The organism is Pseudomonas sp. H1h, from assembly GCF_000633255.1.
In the GTDB taxonomy this organism is placed as follows: domain Bacteria; phylum Pseudomonadota; class Gammaproteobacteria; order Pseudomonadales; family Pseudomonadaceae; genus Aquipseudomonas.
Window position 1 is genome coordinate 1 of record NZ_AYMJ01000033.1, and the last position, 25,404, is coordinate 25,404.

Below are 25,404 nucleotides of genomic sequence, written 5' to 3' on the forward strand. Positions count from 1 at the left end.
GCAACTTCTTGCGCACTTGGCTGTAAGGCTCGGCCTAGAGCGTCGGCATCACCACTACGGAACATAATTCACACATCAACTGCGCAACTTCTTGCGCAGTCGCATTCTGACGCTGTGATCCGGATCAGCCCTCCATGCGCCACGCTCAACGATAAACTGCGACGATTCTGCTAAGGTCATGCAACTTTGTCTGACCGTTCATGCAACAGTTTCAGGATCGCCAAAATGCCAGTTGATCAAACTTCCCCGGAGCCGCAAGCCATCTGCAACCCGATCACCAGCAGCGCGATTTTCATCGTCGCCACGCTGATGCCCGGCAGCGACGCCGCCAGCCAGGTGCGCGGCTGGTGCGGCGACATCGCCGCCCTCACCCGTTCGGTCGGCAAACGCGTGCCCAACGGCAACCTGTCGTGTGTCTGCGGTTTCAGCGCCAGCGCCTGGGATGCCCTGTTCGGCAGCCCGCGCCCGGCTTCGCTGCATCCGTTCCGTGAGTTCGGCGTGGAAGGCCGCCGCGCGGTGGCGACGCCGGGGGACATCCTGCTGCACATCCGTGCCGACCAGATGGATCTGTGTTTCGAACTGGCGACGCAGTTGTGCAGCGCACTCAATGGCGCGATCACGGTGGTGGATGAGGTGCAGGGTTTCCGCTACTTCGACATGCGCAGCATCATCGGTTTCGTCGACGGCACCGAGAACCCGGTGGGGCGCAAGGCAGACCACTTCACCCTGATCGGCAACGAAGACCCGGCGTTTGAATCCGGCAGCTACGTGCTGGTGCAGAAGTACCTGCACAAGATGGAGGCGTGGAATGCGCTGAGCGTCGAAGCTCAGGAAAAGGTGATCGGCCGCACCAAGCTGGCCGACATCGAACTGGGTGAAGAGGTGAAACCGAGCAACTCCCACAGCGCCCTGACGACCATCACCAAGGACGGCCAGGAGCAGAAGATCCTGCGTGACAACATGCCGTTCGGCCGCCCGGGGGCTGGCGAATTCGGCACCTTCTTCATCGGCTACGCGCGCTCGCCCGAACCGATCGAGCAGATGCTGGAGAACATGTTTGTCGGCAAACCCGTCGGCAACTATGACCGTTTGCTGGACTTCAGCACGGCGGTCACCGGGGGGCTGTTTTTCGTGCCTTCAGCCGACTTGCTCGAAGCGCTGGCGGATCGAGAGCCCGCGCAGGCGTGACACCGTAGCGCCACGCCCGCCCGTCACTCAGTGTGGCGCGCGCGGGATGGTTTTCAGCAGGTCTTCGGGGCTGATGTGACCCACCACGCTGCCCGGTTGCGGCATGTTGAGGATGTGGCCTTTCATCTTCCCGATGATGTGCATCTCGCACGGCTTGCAGTCGAACTTCAGGGTCAGCACTTCGTCGCCGTGAATCAACTGCATCGGCGCAACCTTGGTGCGCACACCGGTCACACCCTTGGCCTGTTTCGGGCACAGGTTGAACGAGAAACGCAGGCAGTGCTTGGTGATCATCACCGGCACTTCGCCGGCCTCTTCGTGGGCCTCGTACGCCGCATCGATCAGCTTCACACCGTGGCGGTGATAGAAGTCCCGCGCCTTCTGGTTGTAGACGTTGGCGAGGAACGACAGGTGCGACTCCGGGTACACCGGCGGCGGCGTGGTTTCGGCCTTGCGGCCACCCCGCGGGTGCGCCGCGACGCGGGCGGCGGTCAGCGCTTCGATCACTTCGCGGCGCAAGGCCTTGAGCTGCGAGTTAGGAATGAAGAACGCCTGCGGTGCATCCAGCTTCACGTCGATCGCGTGGTACTGGGTGGTGCCGAGCTGGCCGAGCAGGTCTTGCAGTTGCTCGAGCGCCTGCTCCGGCTTGTTGGCCACGCCGAAGGGACCGTTCAGGGTCACGCTGGCACTGATGCCCTCTTCACTGGTGGCGGTCACTTCCAGCTGTTCTTCACGCAGACGCGCAACCCAGCTCAGGGCCACGCGGCGCTCGGCGGACGTCTTCTGCAGCGCCTGTTGCCAGTTGTGGTCGAGGTTGCGGTTCAGCGGATGGTTCGGGCGCAGCTTGTACAGGCCGTCCGGCATCTCGTTCGGCTCGACGCGGTAGCGATAGCGCTTCTCGCCGTCTTCTTCGAACTCGCCCTTGGGCTCGGCGATGTTGGCGCGGAAACCCACCACTTCACGCTTGACCAGTACGTTGAGGCCATCGCCGTTGGACAGCGGCTCCTGGGTCACCACCTGCATGTCACGCTTGCCGACTTTCTCGACCGTGCCCACTGGCAGGCCGGTGAAGGTCGGCGAATCGAACGCGCCGATGTCGATCTTGCGATCGGTGACGAAGTAGTCGGTGCTGCCACGGTGGAAAGTTTTTTCCGGGTCCGGCAGGAAGAAATGCGCGGTACGGCCGCTGGAGGCGCGGGCCAGGTCCGGGCGGTCTTCGAGCACGTCGTCGAGGCGTTGGCGGTAATAGGCGGTGATGTTCTTCACATAGCCCATGTCCTTGTAGCGACCTTCGATCTTGAACGAGCGCACACCGGCCTCGACCAGCGCGCGGATGTTGGCGCTCTGGTTGTTGTCCTTCATCGACAGCAGGTGTTTTTCGTAGGCGATCACCCCACCCTTTTCGTCTTTCAGGGTGTACGGCAAGCGGCACGCCTGGGAGCAGTCGCCACGGTTGGCGCTGCGGCCGGTTTGCGCATGGGAGATGTTGCACTGCCCGGAGAACGCCACGCACAGGGCGCCGTGGATGAAGAACTCGATGGCGGCATCGGTTTCATCGGCGATGGCGCGGATTTCTTTCAGGTTCAGCTCACGGGCCAGCACCAGTTGCGAGAAACCGGCCTGATCGAGGAACTTTGCCCGCTCAAGCGTACGGATGTCGGTCTGGGTACTGGCATGCAGTTCGATCGGCGGAATGTCCAGTTCCATCACGCCCAGGTCCTGGACGATCAGCGCGTCGACACCGGCGTCGTACAACTGGTGGATCAGCTTGCGGGCTGGCTCCAGTTCGTTGTCGTGCAGGATGGTGTTGATGGTGGTGAAAATGCGCGCGTGATAGCGGCGGGCAAACTCCACCAGCTCGGCGATTTCGCTCACCTCGTTGCAGGCGTTATGGCGTGCGCCGAAGCTCGGACCGCCGATGTACACGGCGTCGGCGCCGTGCAGGATGGCTTCACGGGCAATGGCCACGTCACGGGCGGGGCTGAGCAGTTCCAGGTGATGCTTGGGCAAGGACATAGTTTTTTTAGTCAGGCTGTCACGGTTAAGGCGCGCATTGTATCTGCGAAACGCCCGGCCGGCACGTCTGTGCTGCCAAGTGGCAGGCCTTGTGCGAGGGAATCTGCGGCAGGTTGAAGGTTTTTTTGGCAGACAGGCTGGCTGACGCTCACAGGGAACTGCGGTGGCCCGCTATAGGCGGGTTCGCACAAATCAATGTGGGAGCGAGCCTGCTCGCGAAAGCGATTTGTCAGTCAGAGATGTTTTGTCTGACAGGCGCTTTCGCGAGCAGGCTCGCTCCCACAGGGAAATCAGGCCTTGGCGGCCATCGCGGTGACTTCTACGCGCATACCCTCAACCGCCAGCGACGCCACGCCAACAGCAGCGCGCACCGGCCATGGCTTGGCGAAGAAGCGCTTGTAGACTTCGTTGAATGCCGCGCGATCAGCCATGTCGGTGAGGTAGATGGTCAGGTGCATGACCCGATCCATCGAACTGCCCGCCCGCTCCAGCGCCACCTTCAGCGCCTGCAAGGTGCATTCGCTTTGCAGGGTGATGTCGCCCAGCTCCAGGCTGCCGTCGGCGCGGGTCGGGATCTGGGTCGAAACCAGGATGCCGTTGAAACCGACAACGTCGGAGGAAATCGAATCCGCATCCGGATCAGGGGTGAAGCTGAGGTCATGATTAGCCATGTAAGTCTCTTGTCTGGAGAGAGTGAGGGTCGCCGGGCAACAACCCGCCGGGACTTTTCGCGGGGGAGTTTACAACAGTCAATCGCTCCGGCTCAGGCAACTGTCTAGGCCAGACACAAATCGCGCGCATAAAAAAACGCCAGCCCTTTCGGACTGGCGTTTTTCTGAATATGGCAGGGGCGGCTGGATTCGAACCAACGCATGGCAGGATCAAAACCTGCTGCCTTACCGCTTGGCGACGCCCCTGTATCTCAAGCTCTGTAACAAGCTCTGCGAGAATGGGCCGCAATTTACCAACCTTTTTCTGATCTGGGAAGCCCTGCGTGCAAAAAAATTTGTTTTAAAACAGCCAGTTATTCCTGAACCAAGACAAACGCCGCGATTCACTTCGACAAATTCAACGCAATCGCCTCGCGAATCAGCGCTTTCAAGGCCTGCGCATCGACCTGGTCGCCCTCGTGAAAATCAATCGCCCGCCGAGTGTTGCCCTCAAGGCTGGCGTTGAACAACCCCGCAGGATCGGCCAGCGCCGCGCCCTTGGCGAAGGTCATCTTCACCGCCGCCTTGTAGGTCTCCCCGGTGCAAATGATGCCGCCCCGCGACCACACCGGAACACCCCGCCACTTCCACTCCTCCACCACCTCGGGGTCAGCCTGGTGAATGACCTTGCGAATCTCGCCGAGGATGGCACCACGCCAATCGACCAGTTCAGCGATTCGAGCGTCGATGAGTGCCGAGGCGTCGGTGAGCGGTTTTTTGGGTTTCATGGCGAGGTTCTCCTCGGTGTCGTTTGAATCGTTTCGATTACAAGCCGATTTGCTTGAGCCCCTCACGCATCCCTTGATCCGCTTGCTCGCACCATTGCTTGAGGTTCAGATCCGGCGGCAGGTTGCCTTCCAGGCTCTTGTATTGACCGTCAGCCAACACTTCGCCTTTGCGACCGAAACCTTCGCTCTTGTCGCCATCGGCCTTGTCGAACTCGCCCGGCATATTCGCAACGAACGCCACCATTTTGTTGGCGTTTTCAGTGCTGTCCGCTTTCAGGTAGCCCTTGTCGACGCAATGCTTGATCAGGCCCGACATGTTACGGCCGCTGTCGTACATGCCTTTCAGGGTAGCGGGATCTGGCGCTTCTGCGTGGGCCAGACCAGAGAGGCCGACAGTGGCGGCGATAGCGAGAAACAAAGAAGTGGCTTTCATATTTATTCCTTTAACATCCAGAGAGTTTTGAGTTCCATCGTTACTTCAATTACCGGCTTACTCGAACAGCCTGACGTTGATCCAGCCTGTAAAACCCTCGGCTTGTTGGTTGGCATCAATATTCAGGCGATGCAGTAGAACGACTTCATTCATGCTTCAAGTACCCTTCAAACAGGCGGCAGGAACCCACCGCCCTGCAAAAGGCAATCGATGCACAAAATATGGATTCAGCTGATCACAGCCCCTTTCGGCCCACTGGCAATCAACGCCGCACCGCAGGCGGTCTTCATGCCGTCGAGTGCGATGGGTACGCCATCGACGGTGTAGGTGCTGCTGCCCTCGGCAATCGGGAAAATCCCCTTGCACAACGGGCAACTGACCTTGTGCCCAACCCCGGCAATCGGCTTGCCGTTGAGGTCGGTCCGAGAAAAGGCTTCGAGGACCTTGCCACCGTGAGTGGTGGAGTCGCCCAAGCGAATGGCGTCTTTCATGTTGTCACTCCTTTGACTCTGAGCTGGATGGCGTTACTCCGTCATCCAGCTGCCTTCAAACCCTTCGGGGTCGAGCATCAATTTCGCACCTGTGGGCAGGCTGCGACTACTCATGACTAGCGCCAGCATCAAAACATCAGCCTGGCCGCCCCGGCATGACAAGAAATGCGGCAAAACTTTCCGCTACCTGGTCAATTTCACCGGTTTCGTGAGACCACAAGACCACGACCGGCTCTCCTGTCTGCCCCGTTACCGCATAGTTAAAGCAGTAATAATCCCCCGTGCCAAACTCGGCGAACGGCAGAAGTCCTGAAAAGTCGGTAGAGGTATCGGAAAAATTCTCCAGCCAGTCCTGCCAGTCCTTCTTAAAGTGATGATCGATCGATTCCCAGGTCTTCCTTGGGTCACGAGCGTCCAGAACGGGGAAAATCGTTAACGCCCCCAGTGACTTTCCGTTATTTGAAAGAAGCCAATCGGAAAAGGACTTGGGCAGTGTTCGGCCCAGTTTCTTTTCTTCTTCCTGAATAGCGTCTGTCGTTGTACCAATCACACGTGTCTTAGACATAAATCCTCGCTTATGGAAGCGCCCCTCGTTTAGGCAGACTTAACTTACCCGTTCCCGGAAAACCCGATTTAGGCATTCTCGCAGTCCAGCATCCGCCGCGTTTTCGCCAGTAACGGTGTTGAATGCCGCGGTGATCGGCTGCCAGCATCGGGTCGGCGTGAGAATAGTCATACCCTGAGTCATTCTCGAACCGTGGACGGTGTGCCAACTCATAGCCTGGCGGTGCCTTGATATTGGCTTGCTTGCCGGCGTCTACTCGGCTTGCCTGATTTTTGATCCAGCCGCGCATTGAAGACGGCGTATTCGGATCTTCCATGACCTGGCGCCAGCGTGCGTCCTGGTTGACGTAAGGCTCACCACAGCAACAGGTTTTTGCCAGCCCGAGCGGATCGATCCAGCCGGTAGGATTGGGTGCATAACTGTAAAGATTCAATCCACCGACGTAGCTGATCGGGTCCTGCCCGATAAATCGGCCGGTATCGGGATCGTAATAGCGGTGTCGATTGTAATGAAGTCCGGTTTCGTGGTCATGGTACTGCCCCTGGAACCGCAGCGGATTGGTTACACCCTCTCGCCGTGCACCCGAAGAGCGCTGTTCCTGAACCGAGCCCCAAGCCTTGTATTCGGCACTCCAGGCGATCTCACCCTGCGCATCGGTCAACTCTCGCGGCGTTCCCAGATGGTCGCATTGATACCAGTTCAATACGTCAACAGGTTGAATGGCAACTTTATGGTTCCATAACGGATCATCTTCCAGACTGTAATCACCACTGGAATCAGGCAATCCCGTCAGATCGATGGCTCTATGGATCAGCGCCTGGGCAACCGGGACAAAAGTGCCGGGTTCAAAGATGTAATGCACGGTGCGCCCCGTGCCGACGTCCTGTTGGGACGGACTGCTTTCCCAGGCAAGATTGTCACCGTCCCATCCATACAATGTGAAACCGCAGCCAGACTCCCGCTGTTTTCGAGCATATTCACTTTGATTCCACAGCGAACCCGCTTCCGGGCGCTGTTTGAAATGCACGTTGGAGTTTTTATACAGACGTCGGCCCAGAGCATCGTAAGCAAAATCCACGGCCAGGCGAGCGTCGTCAAAATGCACCAGTCGATCGAAAAGATCCCAGCGCATCTCGCGGCGGCTACCGTTATGCCAACGCACCGTCTCATTGCCGCGCTCGTCGTATTCGTAATGGGTACCTGCATAGTGGCGCAGCAAGTTATCGATCAGTTTGCTGCGTAGCGGCGTCTGTTCCAGCGGTCGGCGGATCTGCGTGGTCTGGTTGTCCAGAAGATTACCGGCCGGATCGAAGTCGAAGGTTTCCACTCCCTGTCGAGTGGTGGCTGCAAGCAAGCGTCCCACCGGGTCATAACGGTAGGACGACAAACCATGAAAACTGTCGTCCAGATCCGTCAGTTCACCCACGGCATCGTATTTGTACTCACGCTTCAATACGGCTGTTTTGCTGTCGCCGTGTATGAGCAGTTGCTGTTGCAACTTCCCGGCCGGATCCCATTTTTGGGTTTGCAGCAGGCGATTACCCTGATGACGAACCACCTCTCGATGCAAATCGTCGCGCTCATAGCCGACCAGTTCGTGCTCGTCCAGCCGTAGCCCCAACAAATGGCCGCTGCCATACGTGAGCCAACTGACCCGGTGACCATCAGGACGCGTCGTTGCGACACGCTGATTGAGTACGTCGTACTCGTGCTGCCAGACCGCAACCAGTGGCTTTTCCAGGCCAAGATAGTGTTGGTGCTCACGCAGCAGGTTCCCGGCAGGGTCATGGAACCATTGCAGTCGGCTGTCAGCATTGCTCGCCATGACCAGGTTCCCATTGCCGTCATAGGCGAAGGTCTCGCTTTGCTGTTGATTGCCCAGACTGGCGCGACGCTCCGTTATGCGGCCCATCGGATCGTAGCTCAGAGCAATGCTGCGCTCTGCGGTACGGGTGCCCACCAGCCGACCTGAGACGGAGTCGTACTGATAGCGTGTCGTTCGACCGTCGAAGCCGGTCTCCATCAGGAGACGTCCCACCGGGTCGTAGTGGAACTGCGCACTGCTCTCGTTTTCGTTTTCCAGATTCGTCAATCTTCCGAGCCGATCCCAGCGATAACGCAAGGTCTGTTCGGCTGCATCGACTCGTTCGGAAATCAATCCGGCGGCGGTGTAGCTCCAGGTGGTGCAACGATCCAGTCCATCGGTGTAAGCCAGCAACCGCCCCTCGGCATCGCGCTGAAAGCGCTCCTCGGTCTTGTCCGGGTGCTTGATCAATACCAGGTGCCCAGCCTTGTATTGATATTCAGTGCTGTTCCCGAGCGCATCGGTGAAGCAAACCATCTGGCCCGGTTCGTTGTATTCCCAGGCGCTGGTCTTGCCCGAGCAATCGACATACTCCACCAACTGTCCGGCATTGTTGTAGGCCAGCGTTTTCTCGTTGCCGTTGGCGTCCTTGATCGCGGTCGGCCGGCCAGTCTTGTCGTAGGCGTATTCCGTCTTGTTGCCCAACGGATCGACAGTTTCGACGAGATTCCCCTGATTATCGTAGGCACGAAGCCATTGACCGCCCTCCGCGTCACTTATCTTGATCAGCAAGTCCTGATCGTTGTAAGCGAAATGCACTACCGTGTGATCAGCCTGGATGTGTTCGAGACGGTTGCCGCGCTCATCGTAGCGATACTGATCCGTGCTGCCATCGGCATGTACATGACGAATCACGTTCTTGGCTTCATCTCGGAACAACCATTCCGAACGCTCATCCGGGTATCGAATGCGGTACGTGTAACCAAGAATGTCGTAGTAATGCCAAGTCTCGCCGCCATGCGCGTCGGTGACATAAGTCAGGCGAATGTTTTCGTCCCACTCAAGGCGTGTATCGAAGCTGCCATCGTCTGCCCATTCACGAATGGCTCTGGCATCGGCACCTGTACCCTGCCACTGCAGATTCATTGCGCGGTGGGTACGGTCGGTGTAACGGGTAATCAAGTGATGCTGGAACTCATACGTCCATGCCGCACCATTCTCGTCTTGCGCCTGAATCAGATCGCCAAAATCGTCGTAGCGGTAAGCGCAGAGTTGGCGCAGCGGTGCGCCATTGCAAATTTCCCAAAGGCCTGTGAGGCGCCCGTGATGATCGATCAGGGTGCCGAGGTGCAAGTGGACTTTGCTGATGTCGTTTTCCTGATAGGTAATCAGGTCTGAGAGCACCGCTCGCTCGCCGTGACGATGCTCGTAATGCAGCATGATCCCGGCGCCATTGCGCAACACGATGCCGGTCAACACATAGGTTTGGCCACGCCGGACATAGGTTTCCTTGCGTTCGAAGCCACGGCACAGCAACAACTGATCGTCGCTGGCCCGAATCAGGGTGGTGTTTTCGATGGCGTCGTAATGGGACAAGCCTGCCTTGGGCAGAGGGTACGAATGGCTGCGACCGTCGGCATCGTGGAACGACAGGCCATCGTCAACGCAATCAAAGCGCGTGGTGAACTCACTGATCCAGCGAGCGCCAATTTCGCCCTGATCATAAGCCCCGAGGCGTGAGTGGTAGGTTCGCGTCCACTCGACCGGAAACGGCCCAGGCAAACTGAAATCGGTATGACTGAGGGTTTCCGAACCCAATGCAAAATTGATGCTGTTACAGGTGCTGCTGCAGGTGCCGTTTTTCTGCGGGTCCGGTGCGTGAGTTGCCGGAGCCTGTTGACTGGTGGACTCCAGGCGACCCTCTCCCGCCTGATGTTGAGACTTCGAGGTAGTTCCCGGTTTGACGCTTGCGCCTTGCCCATGTGATCGCCGCTTGCGCCAGGTCACGACAGCGCCCGCCAACATCTGCAGCAACCAACCGATGGAGTGCTGCACGCCCGGATCACCGAGCTTTTTCATCTGCGTTTTAAGTTCCACACCCAAGGTACGCAGCATCCCGGTGTTGCTGAGCACAAGTGCCTTGGCGTCTTCCGGCAGCAAATGCTTCGCAGCACTGTTGGCGACACCTTTCCCCGCCGCCTTGTAGGCACTGTATGTAGCCCCAAGAAAGTTACCGATTGATGCTTTGGGGTCATGCCAGAACTGGTTGCCCGCGGCACTCATTTTGGCACCCGCCGCCTTGAGGTCACCCTTGGCGTCGAGTTTGCCGTTAACCACGGTTTCCAGACCCTTGGCGATCTCGTTCACCGCCTTCTGACCTAGCTCTCCCGCATCATCGAGGATGCTTGCCAGCTTGGGCTTGGCTTGCTCCACAAAGTCATCGATCGTACCAACGATGGTGGCATTCAAATGCCCGATCAACACCTCGATCAAAGAGTCGCCCAACAACATCTTCGCGCTGTTGCGCAGTTCCTGACGAACCAGTGATAACGTCGGACGCAAGGTCATCCGCGCCGACGCCATGGTCGGCGGTGCCGGCAGTACGCCGATCAGGTTGATACCCAGGCTGACCCAATCCAGCAATTGACGCTGCTTGCTCTTCGCCAGGGTGACTATGTCTCCGAGGGCGTCAACCAGAGCCATGATATTGCCCACTACCGGCAGCGCGCCGGCAACGTTCTTGACCCGTTCAAGCGTGACCACGCCACCGCTGATCGACTGCAGCCATGCATCGAACCTGGCAGCCCCACGCCCGACGTCCTTGATATCGATAGTGTTGAGCGGCACGACCGCGACTTGCGGCTCGCGTTTTTTCACAACAGGTGTTGGTGCAGTCATGACAACTTCTCATCGGGCAGCAGAGTAGAGGCGAAACTCAAATCCGGGGTTTTCAAGGAAGGCTTCGGTAGCATCGGCGCCGGCAGCCCCGGCAACTTGCCGCTCTTGCTCGCCGCCCCCAAAATCCCCGAAGCACTCGGCAGCGCCGCACTCGCCAGTTTCGGCAACCCGGTCGCCCCGCCCTGCACCACCCCTTTCACTTGCTGCGCCGTTTGCATCGCGCCTTGTGCGGATTGCATGGCGCTCATCCCGTTTTGCGCCAGTTCCTTACCCTTCTCCAACATGTCCCAGTTCTTGTTCGGCAGAACCTGCGCCACCATCGCCTGCACCTGGCTCGGCACGTCTTCCGCGCCCGGCGGATTCAACGGCCATTCCGGTTTGCCGATGTAGCTGCCGTCGCTCCAGGTGTCCGCCGGATCCTTGCCGAACAGCACCCGCGCCGGCCCCGGCGCTGCACCCGCGACGCTGGCAAAACCCTTGGCGTCGAGCTTGCCCTTGATGCTTTTGCCCAAGGCGTCGATGACTTCGTAATCGCCTTCCTTGATACCCTGACGGCCTGCGTACTGGTTGAACAGTTCCAGATTGCCCTTGCCCGGTTTCGGCGGCTCCGGGAACACCCCCGCCAGACTTTTCGCCCCGGTGTAGGCGAAGTTCGCCGCGTGCGCGGTGTACGGGCCGCTGGTGGCGTGGGTGATGCCGCCGGCGTTGTAGGTGGTCGCGCTGCCGCCGCCCTGGATCACCAGTTCGGTCTTGGCGGTGATGGTGATGCGGTCTGCGTTGGCAGTGATGTTGAGTTTGGCCAGCAGGTTGATGCTGTCCTTGAGTGCCTTGACGTCGATGTCGCCGGAGGCCGCGACCAGGCGCCAGCCCATGCTCTGCACAAACAGGCGCATGCCACGGCTGGCACTGGCCAGCAGGCGTTTGCCGATGGAAAAACTGGTGTGGCCGGTGCTGCTCAGCGCCAGGTGTTCGCCGGTGGCGATGTGGCTGGAACGCGGTGTGGTCAGGGCGATGCCGGCGGGACTCGCGAGCACCAGATGCGGCTCGGTGAACTCCGGAAATTCGTTGGCGGTCATGTTCGCCGGGCCACTGCCAAGCACACCTTGATGCTGCGCGTGCAGGGCTTTGGCGACGTCGTCCTGATCGCCAGCCTCTTGGGCCTGAAGCTCTTTGGCCTGGGTGGCGAAACCGTCCTGCTGATCGCTCGCGGTGGCGAGGCGTTCGGCGGTTTCCGGCAGGTCCTTGTGGTGCCTGGATTCGTTCGGGCGCGGTTCGGTGGTGATCAGCAGACCCGCACCGGCACGCACGGCGCCGTGGCGGTCGGTGCGCAACTCGAACCCTTCGCCACGCGGCTGGCCGCCACTCGGGCGCGGATGGGTCAGGTAACCGAGATTGATCGCGCTCGCGCCGTGGTCACTGCGCAGCGCAATGCTGATTTCGCTGGTGGTGTCGTCAATGCGCAGTTCGTTGGCGCGGCTGCCCTTGTATTCCTTGCTCTTGACCGTGGCCAGGGTCTTGAAGTCCGGCAGTTTGTACGGCGGCAGGTTGGCGCCGTGGTACAGGCAACCGGTGATCAGCGGCTGATCGGGATCGCCTTCAAGGAAGGTGATCAACACTTCCATGCCGACCCGCGGAATGTTGATCGCGCCAAAGGTTTCGGCGGCCCAGTTCGACGCCACGCGCATCCAGCAACTGGTCTTGTCGTCGTGCTCGCCTTCGCGGTCCCAGAAGAACTGCACCTTCACCCGGCCGTACTGGTCGCAGTAGATCTCTTCGCCCTCAGGGCCACAGACCACGGCGCTCTGGGTGCCGAGCACCTTCGGTTTCGGGTGATCGAGCGGCGGACGGTACGGCACGTCCCACGGGATCGCGTTGAAGCGGTTGCGATACCCTTGGTGGAAATCGTCCTTGTTGTCGGCGGTGTCGCTGGTCACCGACTCTTCCAGCACTTGCGGCTGTTTGCCTTCGTGGAAGATCTCGGTCAGCAGCCACAGATCGTTCCACGTCGGGTTGGCGTGTTCGGTCAGGGCGAGGAAATGCCCGCTGACCAGAATCGGCTGATCGCTGTTGCCCTCGGCCAGCCGATAGTCGCTGCGATGGCGTTCCAGTGCGCGATTGGCGAGGTGCTTGCCACGCTCGCGATCGACGAAACGGCCCGGGTAATCGTAGTCTTCCAGATCCGGCTGGGCGCTGCTCTTGGCATCGCTTTCCAGCTCGATTTTCGGTTTGACGAAGTCGTAATCGCGCCGCGTGGTGCGGCTGGTGCGGGTGGCCAGACGCAGGCCGAAACGCTTGACCACCGGTTTGTCGGCGACCAGTCCGGAGTCCTGCTGATAGGCCACCGGCGCGAGTTTCGGGAACACCGTCTGGTCATCGCCGAACATCAGTTTGTGGCCGCTGGACGCATGCTGGAAGTGGTAATGAATCCCCTCCTCCTCGCACAGACGCTGGACGAAATGCAGGTCGCTTTCGTCGTACTGCACGCAGTAGATGCGCTCCGGGTAAATCGCGCTCAGCTGGAAGTGATAGTCGCTGGCGAGGATGCCGTGTTCTTCCAGCACCTTGCTGATGATCTGCTGCACGGTCATCTGCTGGAAGATGCGCTGGTTGACCCGATGCGCGAGGTACGACAGCTGCGGGCGCAGGGAGATTTTGTAGCGGGTCAGGCGCTTGCCGGCCTCGCCCTGGGCGATGCTGTAGATCAGCCCGTGAACCCCCGTGCCGCTGGGCGACAGCTGCAGGAACGCGAGTTTGTGCAGCAGGCTTTCGAGGTTGATCGAGGCCTTCTCACTGACCAGTTCCAGTTCGAACTCGAAGGGGGTGTTGAGCGCCTCTTTCCCGGTGAACGACAGCACCTGGAAATCGCTGTCCGCACCATCGATGGTCAGATTGAAATGAGGCTGGTTGGCCGGTGAGAACATCCCTTGTTCCTCGCGCAATGCTGCGACGGGCGCCCGTCCGTGAAGCGTGGCGCACGCAAAAAAATCTGTAGGTCAAAGCCGCCTCGGCCAGCCGCACTGGCCGGGGCAGTACAACAATCAGTCGCGATTAAACGACTGGAGCACGCCAGTCATCGGAACCCGAAGTACCGGATACTTCGTGGGTCCAGGTGATTTTGCGGTAGGTGAACTGCACTTCTTCCAGGTGGGTGAAGTGCGCGTTGCCTGGGTCCTGGCAGTTGTGCATTTTGTTGTTGATGGCGACGATGATCGCGTCTTCCAGTTTGGTGGTGTAGTAGTGCTCTTGAGTACCTTGAGCCGAAGTGCGGTACCACTGGATAACGATTTCGCTCATGCGCTCGCCGGAGGTCAGAGCCGCTTGCAGCAGAGGCGAAGCCTTGTCGTAGACCTTGGTGATCACCACTGGCTTGTGAACGCGCTGACCGGTTGGCTGACCGGATTGCGGGTCACGCGGGATGATCACGTCGTGGGTGAAAGCCTGAACCATGACCTGGTTTTCGTGACCTTCCTGGAAGGTGTTGCCCACGGAGTCGGCAGTGAAAGCGCCGGCAGTGATCAGACCTTGTTTTTCGCCAGTGACGGACATGTACGCTGGTGTTGCCATGGGGATGCTCTCCTTGCTTGAAAACACAAACCGACAGGCACCATTGCCTGTCCGGGTGCCTGTTCAGTTATCAAGTTCCGTGCCAGCCATCATCTAGCCATTACGGATCAAGGGTTTGGCGACGATGCCTTCACCTTTTGGTGTTTTAAACTTCGATAAACAGAAAAAAGTGCGCAAGAAGTTGCGCAGTACTGTGCAACTTCTTGCGCACTTGGCTGAAAGGCACGGTTTATAAGGGTTTGAAGGGCGTTAACGGGTGAAATCGGCGAAGCAGGTGCGCAACTTTTTGCGCAGTTGCGATGCTTATGTTTTCGGCGTAGACGACGCCACTTGCAGTTGACGATAAGCGTCCACCAGTTGCTGAAGATTGAACGCGAGGTTCCTGCCGCTGGGATTGGGCAGCACCCACACCCGTGCGCCGCCAAAGGTCTTTGCCTGCGCGCCCCACGCCACGACTTTCTGCTCCGACAACGCGGCATACGCAGGCTTGCCGAGAAACGCCACATAGCGCGGCGCATAGCGGGTGATCTTCTGCTCAAAGCCCATGGCCGCTGCGGCAAACTCTTCCACCGCCACCTGATCCGCCCGCGCCGTCGGCCGCTCGACCACCGCTGTCAATCCGCAACCGAATTGCACAAGCCTGCGATCATCCTCCGCCTGCAGTTCATGCGGGGTGAACCCGGCCAGGTGCAAGGTGCGCCAGAAGCGATTACTGCGCCCGGCAAAATGATGCCCCTGCGCCGCCGCGAGCAACCCCGGATTGATCCCGCAAAACACCACCGAAAGCCCCGGCGCCAGAATATCCTCAAGCCCTTCACCCGCCATACGCCTGCCCCTCGTTCGCAAACATTTGCAACACCACCCACGGCAAACCCTAGAATGGCTGCCCCATCCACAGAGACAACAACACGATGGACGTTATTCAGACTCTGCGCTGCTTCGTCGCCGTCGCCCAGAGCGGCAGCTTCACCGCTGCAGCCGACGTGCTCGACACCACCACGACCAACGTGTCCAAAGCCGTCTCCAGCCTCGAAGCCCGGCTGCACACGCGCCTGATCAACCGCACCACCCGCCGCCTCGCCCTGACCGAAGCCGGCGTGCGCTACTTGCAGCGCGCCGAAAAAATCCTTGATGACCTGCGCGAAGCTGATGAAGAAGCCGCAACCGCCCAGACCCTACCCGTCGGGCGTCTGAAGATCCACGCCATGGCCGCCATCGGCAACCACTACGTGATCAACGCCATCGCCCGCTACCGCGAGATTCACCCCTCGGTGATGTTCGACCTGACCCTGAGCAATCGCCTGCCCGACCTGCTCGAAGAAAGCTACGACATGTCGATCGTCCTCGCCCGCGACCTGCCGGATTCCGGCTTCGTCGCGCAACGCCTGGGCACCACTTACAGCATCCTCTGCGCCTCGCCGTCGTACCTCACCAAACGCGGCCACCCCGCAACGCCCGCCGACCTCGCCGCGCATGACTGCCTGCGCATCGTCAACACGGTGATGCCCGCAGAAAACTGGGTATTCGAAGGGCCACAAGGCATGGAAACGCAGAATATCCCCGACTCGCCCTTCCACATCAACACCGCCGACGGCATGGCCACCGCGATCAGAAATGGCATGGGCATTGGCATTCAACCGCTGGCATCGGCCGTCGAAGGATTGGTGGGAGGCACGTTGGTGCGGGTCCTGCCGGAGTACCGCCTGGAGGAATACAACCTGTTCGCGATCTACCCGTCGCGCAAATTCGTCGACGCCAAAATCAAGACCTGGGTGGAGTTCCTGAAAACGGCCATCCCGCAACTGCTGGCGTCCGATGAAGACATGGCCGGGGCCAAAGAACTCGCTGATGCTTAGCGCCGCATGCCTGGAGTGTCGACCCTCCAGCGCCTGCACTGACATCAACCGTTGGAACAACCGCTGCCCATCACCTGGTATTGCACGACATGCCGCGCACCGGTCGAGTCGTCATAAGTCATCTGCACCGGCACCGCACCGCACTGGTTAGCCGCATCGGAGATCGACACCACGTGGGCAATGTCCGGTTGAGCGGCGGCGTTGTAGGCCTCGACTTGCGCGGTTTCGTCCGCCGCAAAGGCTTGCGCGCCGATACCGCCGAGGACTAGCAGAAGAACGATTTTTGAAAGCTTCATGATGTTCACCGTCTCGTGGGGAACCGTGTTTGTTCACGGAGTGGAGACGATGTTAGGGGTTGAAGCGGGCGGCAAAAATCGGTCGGCTGGACAAACACTGTGTCCAGAATGGTGATGAATAAAACCTGAGTGTCGTGGATGCCCCATTCGCGAGCGGGCTCGCTCCCACAGGTTTCGCACCAACCACAACATTCGTGTTCGCCGCAAAACCCATGTGGGAGCGAGCCTGCTCGCGAAAGCGCCAGCCCAGTCACCGAATAACCCGAAGCTGCCGCAGGCTGCAGAACCGACCCCGCAGTTGCCGATTCAACTTGCTGATACAGCCTCTCTCACAACGGTAACGGCCGATCCTGCACTACGCGCTTCATCACCAGCGTCGAGGTCAGCCGCTGCACATTCGGCAATGTCGAGAGGTACTCGTCATACAGGCGCTGAAACGCCGGCAGATCCTGGGTGATGACGTGCAGCAAATAGTCCGGTTCGCCGAACAACCGTTGTGCATCCACCACCTGAGGTATCTCCACCAGCGCCGCCTCGAACGCGTCCACCGCTTGCCGGTCACCCTCACGCAACGTGGCGAAGACCATCGCCGAGAAGTTCAACCCCAGCGCGACGGGGTCGAGTTTTGCGCGGTAGCCGAGCAACACTCCGGACTCTTCCAGCGCCCGCACACGGCGGTGGCATGGCGAAAGGCTCAGGCCCACGCGATCAGCCAGCTCAGTGACCGACAGCCGACCATCTTTTTGCAGCTCAGCAAGAATCTTCCGATCAATTCTGTCCATGCAGTAGAACCTTCCAATCTGTAGCGCCAAGGCGAGTATCTTTGAAAAAATATTCTAGCCTGGTTTGCATATTCTTCCCTCAACCAAAAGTAACCGCGCCGCTGCAACCGGCGCGATACCTGATTGATGGAAAACCAATATGAGCAAAGCAACGCCACATCAACGGCCATGGGTGACGCCATGACCTTCAGCGTATTCGCTGCCTTCTGGGCGGTATCGATTCTGTTTGTGATCACTCCCGGCGCCGATTGGGCCTACGCGATTTCCGCAGGCTTGAAGCACCGCGTCGTGCTCCCCGCCGTGGGCGGTCTGCTCTCCGGGCACTTGCTCGCCACGCTGATCGTCGCGGCCGGGGTCGGCACGCTGCTCGCCGGGCATCCGCTGGCCCTGACGGTGCTGACCATGGCCGGCGCGATTTACCTGCTGTGGCTGGGCGCCAACCTGTTCGCCTGCCCTTCCACTCCGCATGCCGGCGCCAGCCAGACCAGCGACTCATGGACGCGTTGGGCCTTGAAGGGCCTATGCGTCAGCGGACTGAATCCGAAAGTGTTTCTGTTGTTTCTCGCCCTGCTGCCGCAGTTCACCGACGCCGCCGCGCCGTGGCCCGTGCCGATGCAAATGGTCGCGCTCGGCCTGGTGCATACCGCCAGTTGCGCGGTGATCTACCTGATGGTCGGGTTTGGCTCACAAGCGGTACTGCGCGCCAGGCCTGCAGCGGCACGCAGGGTCAGCCGTGCTTCGGGGCTGATCATGATGCTGATCGCCCTGGCGCTGTTGATCGAGCAATGGCGAGCCTAACTGCAGCAATCGACTCCGCCAAAATCCAGTCCCACCTTGCGAGAGTGTCCACAGTATTTCTCTGTAGGGGCGAAGTCGGAGCCTGTGCCGAAATCAACCTGGAAAGCCTGGAGTTTCGCCTAGCCTGAACTTTTCAATGACTACGGCGGACTCCAACGCTCTGCAAACAAGTTTCGGGAACGCAGAAAGGGGAAAGATCTATCTTCCGCATCCCCTCCTGGTCGAAAACCGCCATCGAATGCGCTCTTTTTCTGGTCGAAGCGGATCCAACACCAGCGACTCGATTCCCCGTCACAAACCTGTCACCCCCAAACTGCTAACCTCCCCTGCGCCGCCCCCTTATCCAAGAGCCCCTGACCCAAGGTACCCCCCAAGGTGTCCCCAACCCCACCCCGCCAGAAAATCATCCTGCGCTCCGAAAACCTCCATTCCGAAGACTTCGGCGCCCTCTTCTCCCGTCTCTTTGGCAACCGCTACGCCGACACCCCGCCGATTCCCTCCAACATCATCATCGGCGGCGTCTACGGCAGACACGACGGCGTCAGTTTCCGTCGCATGCATTACCACGGCGATTTCACCGTCACCTTTCCCGACCCGCAAGACGAGATCACTTTCGTGATTCCCACGGCGGGCAAGATTGTGTTCAAGCACAGCACGGAATCCGTCGGTGTGGCGCAGGTGGGATTAGCGATCGATAAGGCGGATATCCGCTCGATGCGGTTTCTCGACAATCATGCGCAGCACGGGATTTCGGTGAATCGGGGGCAGTTGACTGAGCGGTTGTCGGCGTTGTTGGGGCGGCCGATTGTGCAGAAGCTTGTGTTTGAGCCGGTGGTGGATCTGCACACGGCGGCGTTTCAGGGGATCAAGGCGTTGATCGATCTGGCGACGGGGACGGAGTTTGATCTGTTGCTCAACAGCGGCACGCTGATGCCGTCGCGGTTACGCGAGATGTTGATTGATGCGGTGCTGGAGGCGTGGCCGCACAATTTTACCGAGGCGTTGCGCCAGCCGGCCCCGAGGGTCGCGCCGCGGCATGTGAAGTTGGCGGTGGAGTTTATTCAGGCGCATCCGGAGCAATTGGTGAGCGGAGTGGAGTTGGCGCGGTTGAGCAATGTCAGTCAGCGGGCGTTGCAGGAGGGGTTTCGGCGCTTCGTCGGGACGTCGATTGTCGCGTATCAGCGCCAGGTACGGCTGGAGCGGGCTTTCGAGGCGCTGGGGCAACGGCATTCGGCGTCAGTGACGGAGGTGGCGTTGCGCTTTGGGTTCAGTAATGTCGGGCGGTTTTGTCATTATTTTCAGCAGGCGTATGGGGTGAGTCCGGCGGAGTTGAGGGGACGGGGTTGATGGGTTAATAAGCGGGGATGCCTGTTGAGCTTGCGAAAGCGGGGAGTCAGTTGATGGTGTGGTCGGATGGGATGGCGCCTTCGCGAGCAAGCCCGCTCCCACAAGGAGATTGCATTTCAACTGTGGGAGCGGGCTTGCTCGCGAAAGCGGTGGGTCAGTTGATGGTGAGGTCGGATGAGATGGCACCTTCGCGAGCAAGCCCGCTCCCACAGGGTTTATCTGGTGCTTTGTGAATGCTGGTCGTCCTTGACCTTGCGGTTTTATTCGTACTTTTAGAACGCGTAACTGGCCTTTAGGCTGCCGCTGAAACCGTGGCTGTCACCGCCGCCGCTGGCGCCGACTTCCGCGCCGACGCTGACGGGGCCGAGGCTGGCCATCAGGTTGACGCCACCAGTGAACTGGTCACGGTTGTCGAAAGCGGCGCGTTGTTCGATGTCGAGGCCCAACAAGTGTCCCTGGCTGTTGACGTCGTTGTTGCCCAACGTGCGCTCGTATCCGACTTGCACGCCCGGTACCAATTGCCAGGCGCCCATCGCCACCGGGGCGAACGCCACGTTAAGGTTGGCGACGGCGCTTCGGCGGGTGGCGGTGTTGTCGTCGACGTCGAGTGACAGTTCGCTGCCCTTCTCTTTGAAGCCCTTCAGGTCGAGGTGGCTGACCCGGAAGCCGAGGCTTGGTTCGAGAATCATGCCGTTGACCGGGGCGCGGTAACCCATCGCCAGGGAGGCACCGGTGAGGTTGCCGTGGGTGTCGCCCTTGGCCGTGCCGAGGCCGCCACCGAGCTCACGCTTGCTGTCGTAGTCGACGTAACCGGCGCTGGCGTTGGCATCGACGAACAGGCCGCGTTCCAGGCTGGTGAAGCCGTAGCGGGCGCCGAGGTTGAAGAAGGTGAAGTCGGTATCTGCCTCGCCACCCGCGCCGCCGACAGTGCCTTTGCTGTAGCCGAATCCGCCGCGCGCGCTGAGTTGTTCGGAAAAGCGCTGGGTGATGCCGACCATCAGGCCCTGGCTGTGTTCATTACTGCTCTCGGCGTGAGACGAGCCGTCGGTGCCGAGGTAACCGGCGAGCGCCGTGGTCCACAGCCGGTATTGGCCGACCTTCAGGTCGGAGCCGCTGGCGTACGGTGCGGCGGCTTGTTCGATCAGCGCGTTCTGGCGCAGCAGGTAGCTGGCGGCGTCAGCGTGAACCTGGCCGCCGACCTGCGATTCGACACCGCCGAGGGTGCCGGCGTCGATGGCCGATTGCAGGTAATAGTTGTAGGCGCTGTAAGTGCCGGACAGGTTGGTGTTCTGCAACTCGCGGAGCAATTCGGCACCGGCGGCCGCGTTGCCGATCAACCCGGCCTGCCCCGGCAGACTGTTGTACTCAACCAGTTTGCCGCGCAGGACGTAGAGGGTTTCTTGCGACAGGCCGAGGCCTTGTTTGAGGTAGTTGTCCATGCTGCCGTATTCGGCGGTGACTTCATCAAGACCGGCCTGCAAGTAGCTGGCCTGCACGCCGAGCAACGGCGCATAGATCGAGGCCATGCTCGGCGGCAGCGCCTTGAGGGTCGCGGCGACGCGGGCGGCGGTGTAGTCGTTGGTCGCGAGGTAGTTGGCCATGATGGTCGCATTGTCGACCCCGGCGATGCTCTGCAATACGGCGGCGGTCCAGCCGGTGCGGTCCTTGCCGGCGGTGCAGTGGAACAGTTGTGCGCCGTCGGTGGTGGCCAGTTCGTTGAACAGCTTGCCGAACTGACCGCGCATCCCCGCGTCGTTGACGAAGGCGCGGTTGGTCTGTTCCATCATGGCGATGGCGTCGGCGGCGCTTTTGAACGATACGGTGGTGATGTTCGCGCCCGAAGTGGTGCTGCCGATGATGTCGATGTTCTGGTAGGTCGCGCCGGTCAGCAGGGTGTCCGGCGTACCGGCAATTTCGCTCGGGGTGCGCAGGTCGTATACGGCTTTGATGCCGAGGCTGTTGAGGGTCGCCAGATCCGCGGCCGACGGCGTGATCGCGTTGGAACGGTAGAACACGCCGCCGCGCATCGTGCCGTCGTGGGCCGTGGAATACGCGGTGGTGAGGCCGGCGACATCACGGAAGTTGTCGATGCTTTTCAGCCGCGGCGTGTCGAGCGCGACAGGCTCGGCAGCGTGGACAGCAGCGATGGACAGGCTCAGAACGGACAGCGAACACACAAGACGTTGAAACACAGTGCAGCCTCATTGGAATTAGCGTTGGGCTGGCTACTATCTGCAATCAAGTGATAGCGAATATGACAGAACGACTGCCGAAGGAAATGGCTGCGCGATTGGGCCGTGGGCCGCGTTTTTTGTCCATAAGGAATCAGGTTGCTGCATAAACTTCAGGCCCCCTCTCATCAACCTGTGGGAGCGAGCCTGCTCGCGAAAGCGGTGGACCGGTCAACGCGATGTCGGCTGATGATGTCCCTTCGCGAGCAGACTCACTCCTGCAGGGTTATGTGCTGAATTCAGGGTCGGCGGCTGCTGGAGATCCAGTGTGGGCTTTGCACAGACAAACCGCCCTCGCCAGCAGGCTAGCTCCCACAGGATTTTTTAGTTGGCATTGATCAATGGTCTGCGGGGATCTGGCGAAAACTCACCGCCAGGCGATTCCAGCTGTTGATGGTGCTGACGGCCATGGTCAGGTCCACCAGTTCGCCTTCGTTGAACTGCTCCCGGGCCTGTTGGTAGACGTCGTCCGGCACATGACTTTCCGCCAGCAGCGTCACCGCCTCGGCCCAGGCCAGCGCCGCCCGCTCGCGCAGGTTGAAGAAGCCGCTGTCGCGCCAGACTGCGATGGCGTAAAGGCGTCGGTCCGTCTCCCCGGCCCGCCGCGCATCCACCGAGTGCATGTCGGTGCAGAACGCACAGCCGTTGAGTTGCGAGGCGCGGATCTTGATCAGGTGCAGCAGCGGCGCCTCGATGCTCAGGCTGCTGGTCAGTGCTTCCAGGGCGATCATCGCTTTCATGGCTTTGGGTGAAGCGCTGTAGTAATCCAGACGCGGGGACATGGGAGGGTCTCGGGCAGCAGAAGAGTGATTTCACGGTAAGCGCTGGTTCGGCAACGTTACAGCCCCAATTCCACGGAAAACCGGTACACCACTGAACTGCGGATACACACTGAACCTGTGGGAGCGGGCTTGCTCGCGAAGGCGGTGGGCCAGTCGATTTTTAGTTGCCTGACACGACGCCTTCGCGAGCAAGCCCGCTCCCACAAGTGACGGTGACCAATTCAAGGTATTTGTCGTGCGCAACTACTTCCCGATCAGCAACAGCGGTAATCTAGCCGACACTCAATCGCCCCTCAGGAGTCCCGTCAGTATGGAACTGCATGTCGTGATCAACGGCCGCAAGGATCTGGCCGGTCAGTTGTATCAGCAACTGCGCGGCGCCATTGAATCCGGGCGCCTGGCCGCGGGCACGCAGTTGCCGCCCAGCCGCCTGCTGGCCGAGCAACTGGGGATTTCGCGCAAGACCATTTCCGACACTTACGCGCAGCTGACGTACGAAAACTTCCTCACCGGCGTCATCGGCAAAGGCACTTACGTCAATGCGCGCTCGACGCCGGTGCAGCGCAAGCAAAGCCATTCCGAACTGGCCAGTTCCGAGGTGATCGAGAGCTGGTGCAACCTGCCGGTATTTCTGCGCCATCCGACGCTGGAAGGCTCGCTGCGCTACGACTTCATCGGCGGCGCCACCAGCAAGGGCCAGTTCCCCCACGATGACTGGCGCCGCTGCGTGTCCCATGCGATGCGGCAGATGGCGGGCTCCAAGGGCTTCTACAGCGTGGCGGAAGGCTTGCCGGCGCTGCGCAATGCGATTGCCCGGCACATCGCGTTTTCCCGTGGCGTGAACTGCCAGGACGAAGACATCGTGGTGTGCAACGGCGCGCAACAGGCGCTGGACCTGATCGCCCGGGTGCTGCTGCGCCCCGGCAGTCTGGTGGCGATGGAAGATCCGGGTTATCCGCCGGCACGGCTGCTGTTCGGCACTCATGGCGCCACCGTGGTCGGGGTGCCGGTGGATGCGGAAGGGATTCAGGTCGAGCACATTCCCGACGGCACGCGGCTGATCTACGTGACGCCGTCGCACCAGTTCCCGCTGGGCATGCCGATGAGCCCGGCGCGGCGCGAGGCGTTACTGGCACGGGCTTACGAACTCGGCGCGATCATCATCGAGGACGACTATGACAGCGAATTCCGCTACGAGGGCCGGCCGACGGACTCGCTGCACAACCTCGATCAGCGCGGCATCGTCGCTTACGTCGGGACCTTCTCCAAGACCCTGCTGCCGGAGTTACGACTCGGCTACGCGATCCTGCCCCCGGCGATCCTCGAAGCGGTGATCCGCGCCAAGCAACTCACCGACCTGCACGCCTCAACCCTGCCGCAATGGGCGCTGGCCAAGTTCATCGCCGAGGGTTGCCTGCTCAAGCACATCCGCCGCTGCCACACTATTTATGCCCAGCGCCGGGAGCGGATTCTGGCGCGCATGGCGACCGATCTGTCGCCCTGGCTCGACGCGGTGCCGGCCAGCGCGGGTTTTCACATGGCGGTGTTTTGCAAAGTGCCGATCGATCTGCCGCTGGTGATCGACCTGGCGAAAAAGGTCGAGGTCGGGTTGTATTCGATCAATGGTTTCTATCACCAGCAACCGGCGAAAAACGGCCTGTACTTCGGCTTCGGTGCCATCGAGACGCTGGACATCGACATCGCTCTGGATCGCTTGCGCGACATTCTGCAACAAGTCGCGTGAATGATTGGTCTGGGCGATTAACCGCCGATTGGTTATTGGTGATCACGGGGTGCAGGCCTATTCTGCACTGGCGTTATCCCTCAATGAGCAGGATTCGTCCGGCCTGATTCAGGAGTGTGAGCAATGTCCAACGAAGTGATCAACACCGTCGAGGTGCGGGCTGCAGCCGGGCGTTCGGAAGAACTCGGCCGGCAGTTGCAGAAGATCGTCGAAACCCTGCGCGAAACCCCGGGCTGCGATTCCTATATGGTCGACCGCTGCCCCGACGACAGCCACCGCTGGACGGTCAGTGCCCACTGGCAGTCGGAAGCGGCGATGCAGGCGCACTTCAATCGGCCTGAGGCTCAGGGGTTTATCGACTTGATTGACAGTCGGCTGGCCAATAGTGTGGATTTCAACAGTTTCCCTATCGTCTGAACTAACGCCATCGTCGGAACGCCGCCCGGAGCAGGCTCGCTCCCACATTTGAATACGGTTGAATGTGGGAGCGAGCCTGCTCGCGATGGCGTATTTGAATGCGCTGATATCCCCCAGATTGGTCACCCGAACTTCCCGAATATTGGCCGTTTGAATGCCTCACTCCGCGGACTACTGTGAAGACCGATTCCTCCACTTCACAGGTGACCCGCCATGAAACTCCTGCACGGCTTCGCCGCCGCCCTCGCCCTCAGCCTTTCCGTTCCCGCCCTGGCTCACGATGCCTCGGAAAAGGTCTCGGTCCTGCAGGACCAGATGCTGAAAAACGTCCCCGGTAAAAAAGCCATGATGATCGAAGTCGACTACAAACCCGGCCAGTCCTCCATCGCCCACAAACACGATGGCACGGCCATGGCGTATGTGCTCGAAGGCGAAGTGACTTCCCAGGTCAAGGGCGAACAAGCGATCACCTACAAGAAGGGCCAGTTCTGGTACGAACCCGCCGGCTCCGAACATCTGGTGTCGAAAAACGCCAGCAAAACCAGGCCAGCGAAGTTGCTGGTGTTCATGGTGCTATCGCCTGACGAGCAAGTGCTGATCCCATTGAAAAACTGATGGTTGTTTAACCAGCCATAAATAAAAGGCGCAAATCATTGATTCGCGCCTTTTTTATTTCCTGCGGCAATTAATCAATAACGCTTACAGCCAATAAAACTATTGCATGACAGTCATTCAGCAAATTGTCAGGTTGTTT

Annotated in this window: 21 protein-coding genes and 1 tRNA gene; 7 read left to right on the forward strand and 15 right to left on the reverse strand. The window is 60.0% G+C overall.

Annotated elements, in window-relative coordinates:
• Nucleotides 1–225: 225 nt before the first annotated feature.
• Nucleotides 226–1,188, forward strand: coding sequence for a Dyp-type peroxidase (locus U862_RS0127235; RefSeq protein ID WP_025113296.1), 963 nt, complete (start codon nt 226–228; stop codon nt 1,186–1,188).
• A gap of 27 nt (nt 1,189–1,215) precedes the next feature.
• Here U862_RS0127235 and U862_RS0127240 read toward each other — a convergent pair whose 3' ends face one another.
• From U862_RS0127240 to mug, 11 genes are all read right to left on the reverse strand, one after another.
• Nucleotides 1,216–3,204 (reverse strand): U32 family peptidase, encoded by a 1,989-nt coding sequence (locus U862_RS0127240; protein ID WP_025113297.1) that lies wholly within the window; start codon nt 3,202–3,204, stop codon nt 1,216–1,218.
• 290 nt (nt 3,205–3,494) lie between these two features.
• Nucleotides 3,495–3,875 (reverse strand): RidA family protein, encoded by a 381-nt coding sequence (locus tag U862_RS0127245; protein WP_025113298.1) that lies wholly within the window; start codon nt 3,873–3,875, stop codon nt 3,495–3,497.
• A 171-nt stretch (nt 3,876–4,046) separates the two neighbouring features.
• Nucleotides 4,047–4,121 (reverse strand) — tRNA-Gln (locus tag U862_RS0127250).
• 137 nt (nt 4,122–4,258) lie between these two features.
• Nucleotides 4,259–4,642, reverse strand: coding sequence for a DUF1801 domain-containing protein (locus tag U862_RS0127255; protein ID WP_025113299.1), 384 nt, complete (start codon nt 4,640–4,642; stop codon nt 4,259–4,261).
• Between the two features lie 37 nt (nt 4,643–4,679).
• A complete protein-coding gene (locus tag U862_RS0127260) occupies nt 4,680–5,075 on the reverse strand; it encodes a hypothetical protein (RefSeq protein WP_025113300.1) in 396 nt (131 codons plus the stop codon).
• A gap of 227 nt (nt 5,076–5,302) precedes the next feature.
• Nucleotides 5,303–5,566, reverse strand: a complete 264-nt coding sequence (locus tag U862_RS0127270) for a PAAR domain-containing protein (protein WP_025113301.1) — start codon at nt 5,564–5,566, stop codon at nt 5,303–5,305.
• Nucleotides 5,567–5,702: 136 nt separating this feature from the next.
• The gene (locus U862_RS0127275; RefSeq protein ID WP_025113302.1) at nt 5,703–6,131 is read right to left on the reverse strand and encodes an SMI1/KNR4 family protein; all 429 of its coding nucleotides are present in this window, start codon (nt 6,129–6,131) and stop codon (nt 5,703–5,705) included.
• Nucleotides 6,132–6,141: 10 nt separating this feature from the next.
• On the reverse strand, nt 6,142–10,833 hold the full coding sequence (locus U862_RS0127280) for an RHS repeat-associated core domain-containing protein (RefSeq protein ID WP_025113303.1): 4,692 nt from the start codon (nt 10,831–10,833) through the stop codon (nt 6,142–6,144).
• Nucleotides 10,830–13,754: a type VI secretion system tip protein VgrG gene (locus U862_RS0127285; RefSeq protein ID WP_025113304.1), complete on the reverse strand. Its 2,925-nt coding sequence runs from the start codon at nt 13,752–13,754 to the stop codon at nt 10,830–10,832. Before U862_RS0127285 ends, U862_RS0127280 begins: the two co-directional genes overlap by 4 nt.
• A gap of 127 nt (nt 13,755–13,881) precedes the next feature.
• Nucleotides 13,882–14,397 carry an Hcp family type VI secretion system effector gene (locus tag U862_RS0127290; protein WP_025113305.1) on the reverse strand — a complete coding sequence of 172 codons (516 nt, stop codon included), beginning with the start codon at nt 14,395–14,397 and terminating at the stop codon, nt 13,882–13,884.
• A 303-nt stretch (nt 14,398–14,700) separates the two neighbouring features.
• Entirely contained in the window at nt 14,701–15,222 is a 522-nt protein-coding gene (mug, locus tag U862_RS0127295) for a G/U mismatch-specific DNA glycosylase (RefSeq protein WP_025113306.1), read from the reverse strand.
• A gap of 86 nt (nt 15,223–15,308) precedes the next feature.
• Here mug and U862_RS0127300 point away from each other — a divergent pair, with 86 nt between their 5' ends.
• A complete protein-coding gene (locus tag U862_RS0127300; RefSeq protein WP_025113307.1) occupies nt 15,309–16,253 on the forward strand; it encodes a LysR family transcriptional regulator in 945 nt (314 codons plus the stop codon).
• Nucleotides 16,254–16,297: 44 nt separating this feature from the next.
• On the opposite strand, the gene U862_RS0127305 is transcribed toward U862_RS0127300, so the two are convergent.
• Together U862_RS0127305 and U862_RS0127310 are read right to left on the reverse strand one after the other, a co-directional pair.
• A complete protein-coding gene (locus U862_RS0127305) occupies nt 16,298–16,549 on the reverse strand; it encodes a DUF2790 domain-containing protein (protein ID WP_025113308.1) in 252 nt (83 codons plus the stop codon).
• A gap of 329 nt (nt 16,550–16,878) precedes the next feature.
• Entirely contained in the window at nt 16,879–17,331 is a 453-nt protein-coding gene (locus U862_RS0127310) for an Lrp/AsnC family transcriptional regulator (protein WP_025113309.1), read from the reverse strand.
• Between the two features lie 180 nt (nt 17,332–17,511).
• Here U862_RS0127310 and U862_RS0127315 point away from each other — a divergent pair, with 180 nt between their 5' ends.
• Together U862_RS0127315 and U862_RS0127320 are read left to right on the forward strand one after the other, a co-directional pair.
• Nucleotides 17,512–18,129, forward strand: a complete 618-nt coding sequence (locus U862_RS0127315; RefSeq protein WP_025113310.1) for a LysE family translocator — start codon at nt 17,512–17,514, stop codon at nt 18,127–18,129.
• Nucleotides 18,130–18,504: 375 nt separating this feature from the next.
• Complete coding sequence (locus tag U862_RS0127320; RefSeq protein ID WP_025113311.1) at nt 18,505–19,476, forward strand: AraC family transcriptional regulator; 972 nt, start codon at nt 18,505–18,507, stop codon at nt 19,474–19,476.
• Nucleotides 19,477–19,748: 272 nt separating this feature from the next.
• Here the strand turns inward: U862_RS0127320 and U862_RS0127325 are convergent, their stop codons facing one another.
• Both U862_RS0127325 and U862_RS0127330 read right to left on the reverse strand, forming a co-directional pair.
• On the reverse strand, nt 19,749–21,668 hold the full coding sequence (locus U862_RS0127325; protein ID WP_025113312.1) for a tyrosine-protein phosphatase: 1,920 nt from the start codon (nt 21,666–21,668) through the stop codon (nt 19,749–19,751).
• Between the two features lie 377 nt (nt 21,669–22,045).
• Complete coding sequence (locus U862_RS0127330) at nt 22,046–22,489, reverse strand: carboxymuconolactone decarboxylase family protein (protein WP_025113313.1); 444 nt, start codon at nt 22,487–22,489, stop codon at nt 22,046–22,048.
• A gap of 310 nt (nt 22,490–22,799) precedes the next feature.
• Here U862_RS0127330 and U862_RS0127335 point away from each other — a divergent pair, with 310 nt between their 5' ends.
• The 3 genes from U862_RS0127335 (at nt 22,800) to U862_RS0127345 (ending at nt 25,265) form a co-directional block, all read left to right on the forward strand.
• The gene (locus tag U862_RS0127335) at nt 22,800–24,233 is read left to right on the forward strand and encodes a PLP-dependent aminotransferase family protein (protein ID WP_025113314.1); all 1,434 of its coding nucleotides are present in this window, start codon (nt 22,800–22,802) and stop codon (nt 24,231–24,233) included.
• A 123-nt stretch (nt 24,234–24,356) separates the two neighbouring features.
• Nucleotides 24,357–24,650, forward strand: coding sequence for a putative quinol monooxygenase (locus U862_RS0127340; protein ID WP_025113315.1), 294 nt, complete (start codon nt 24,357–24,359; stop codon nt 24,648–24,650).
• A 213-nt stretch (nt 24,651–24,863) separates the two neighbouring features.
• Nucleotides 24,864–25,265: a cupin domain-containing protein gene (locus U862_RS0127345; protein WP_025113316.1), complete on the forward strand. Its 402-nt coding sequence runs from the start codon at nt 24,864–24,866 to the stop codon at nt 25,263–25,265.
• The last annotated feature ends 139 nt before the right edge of the window (nt 25,266–25,404 follow it).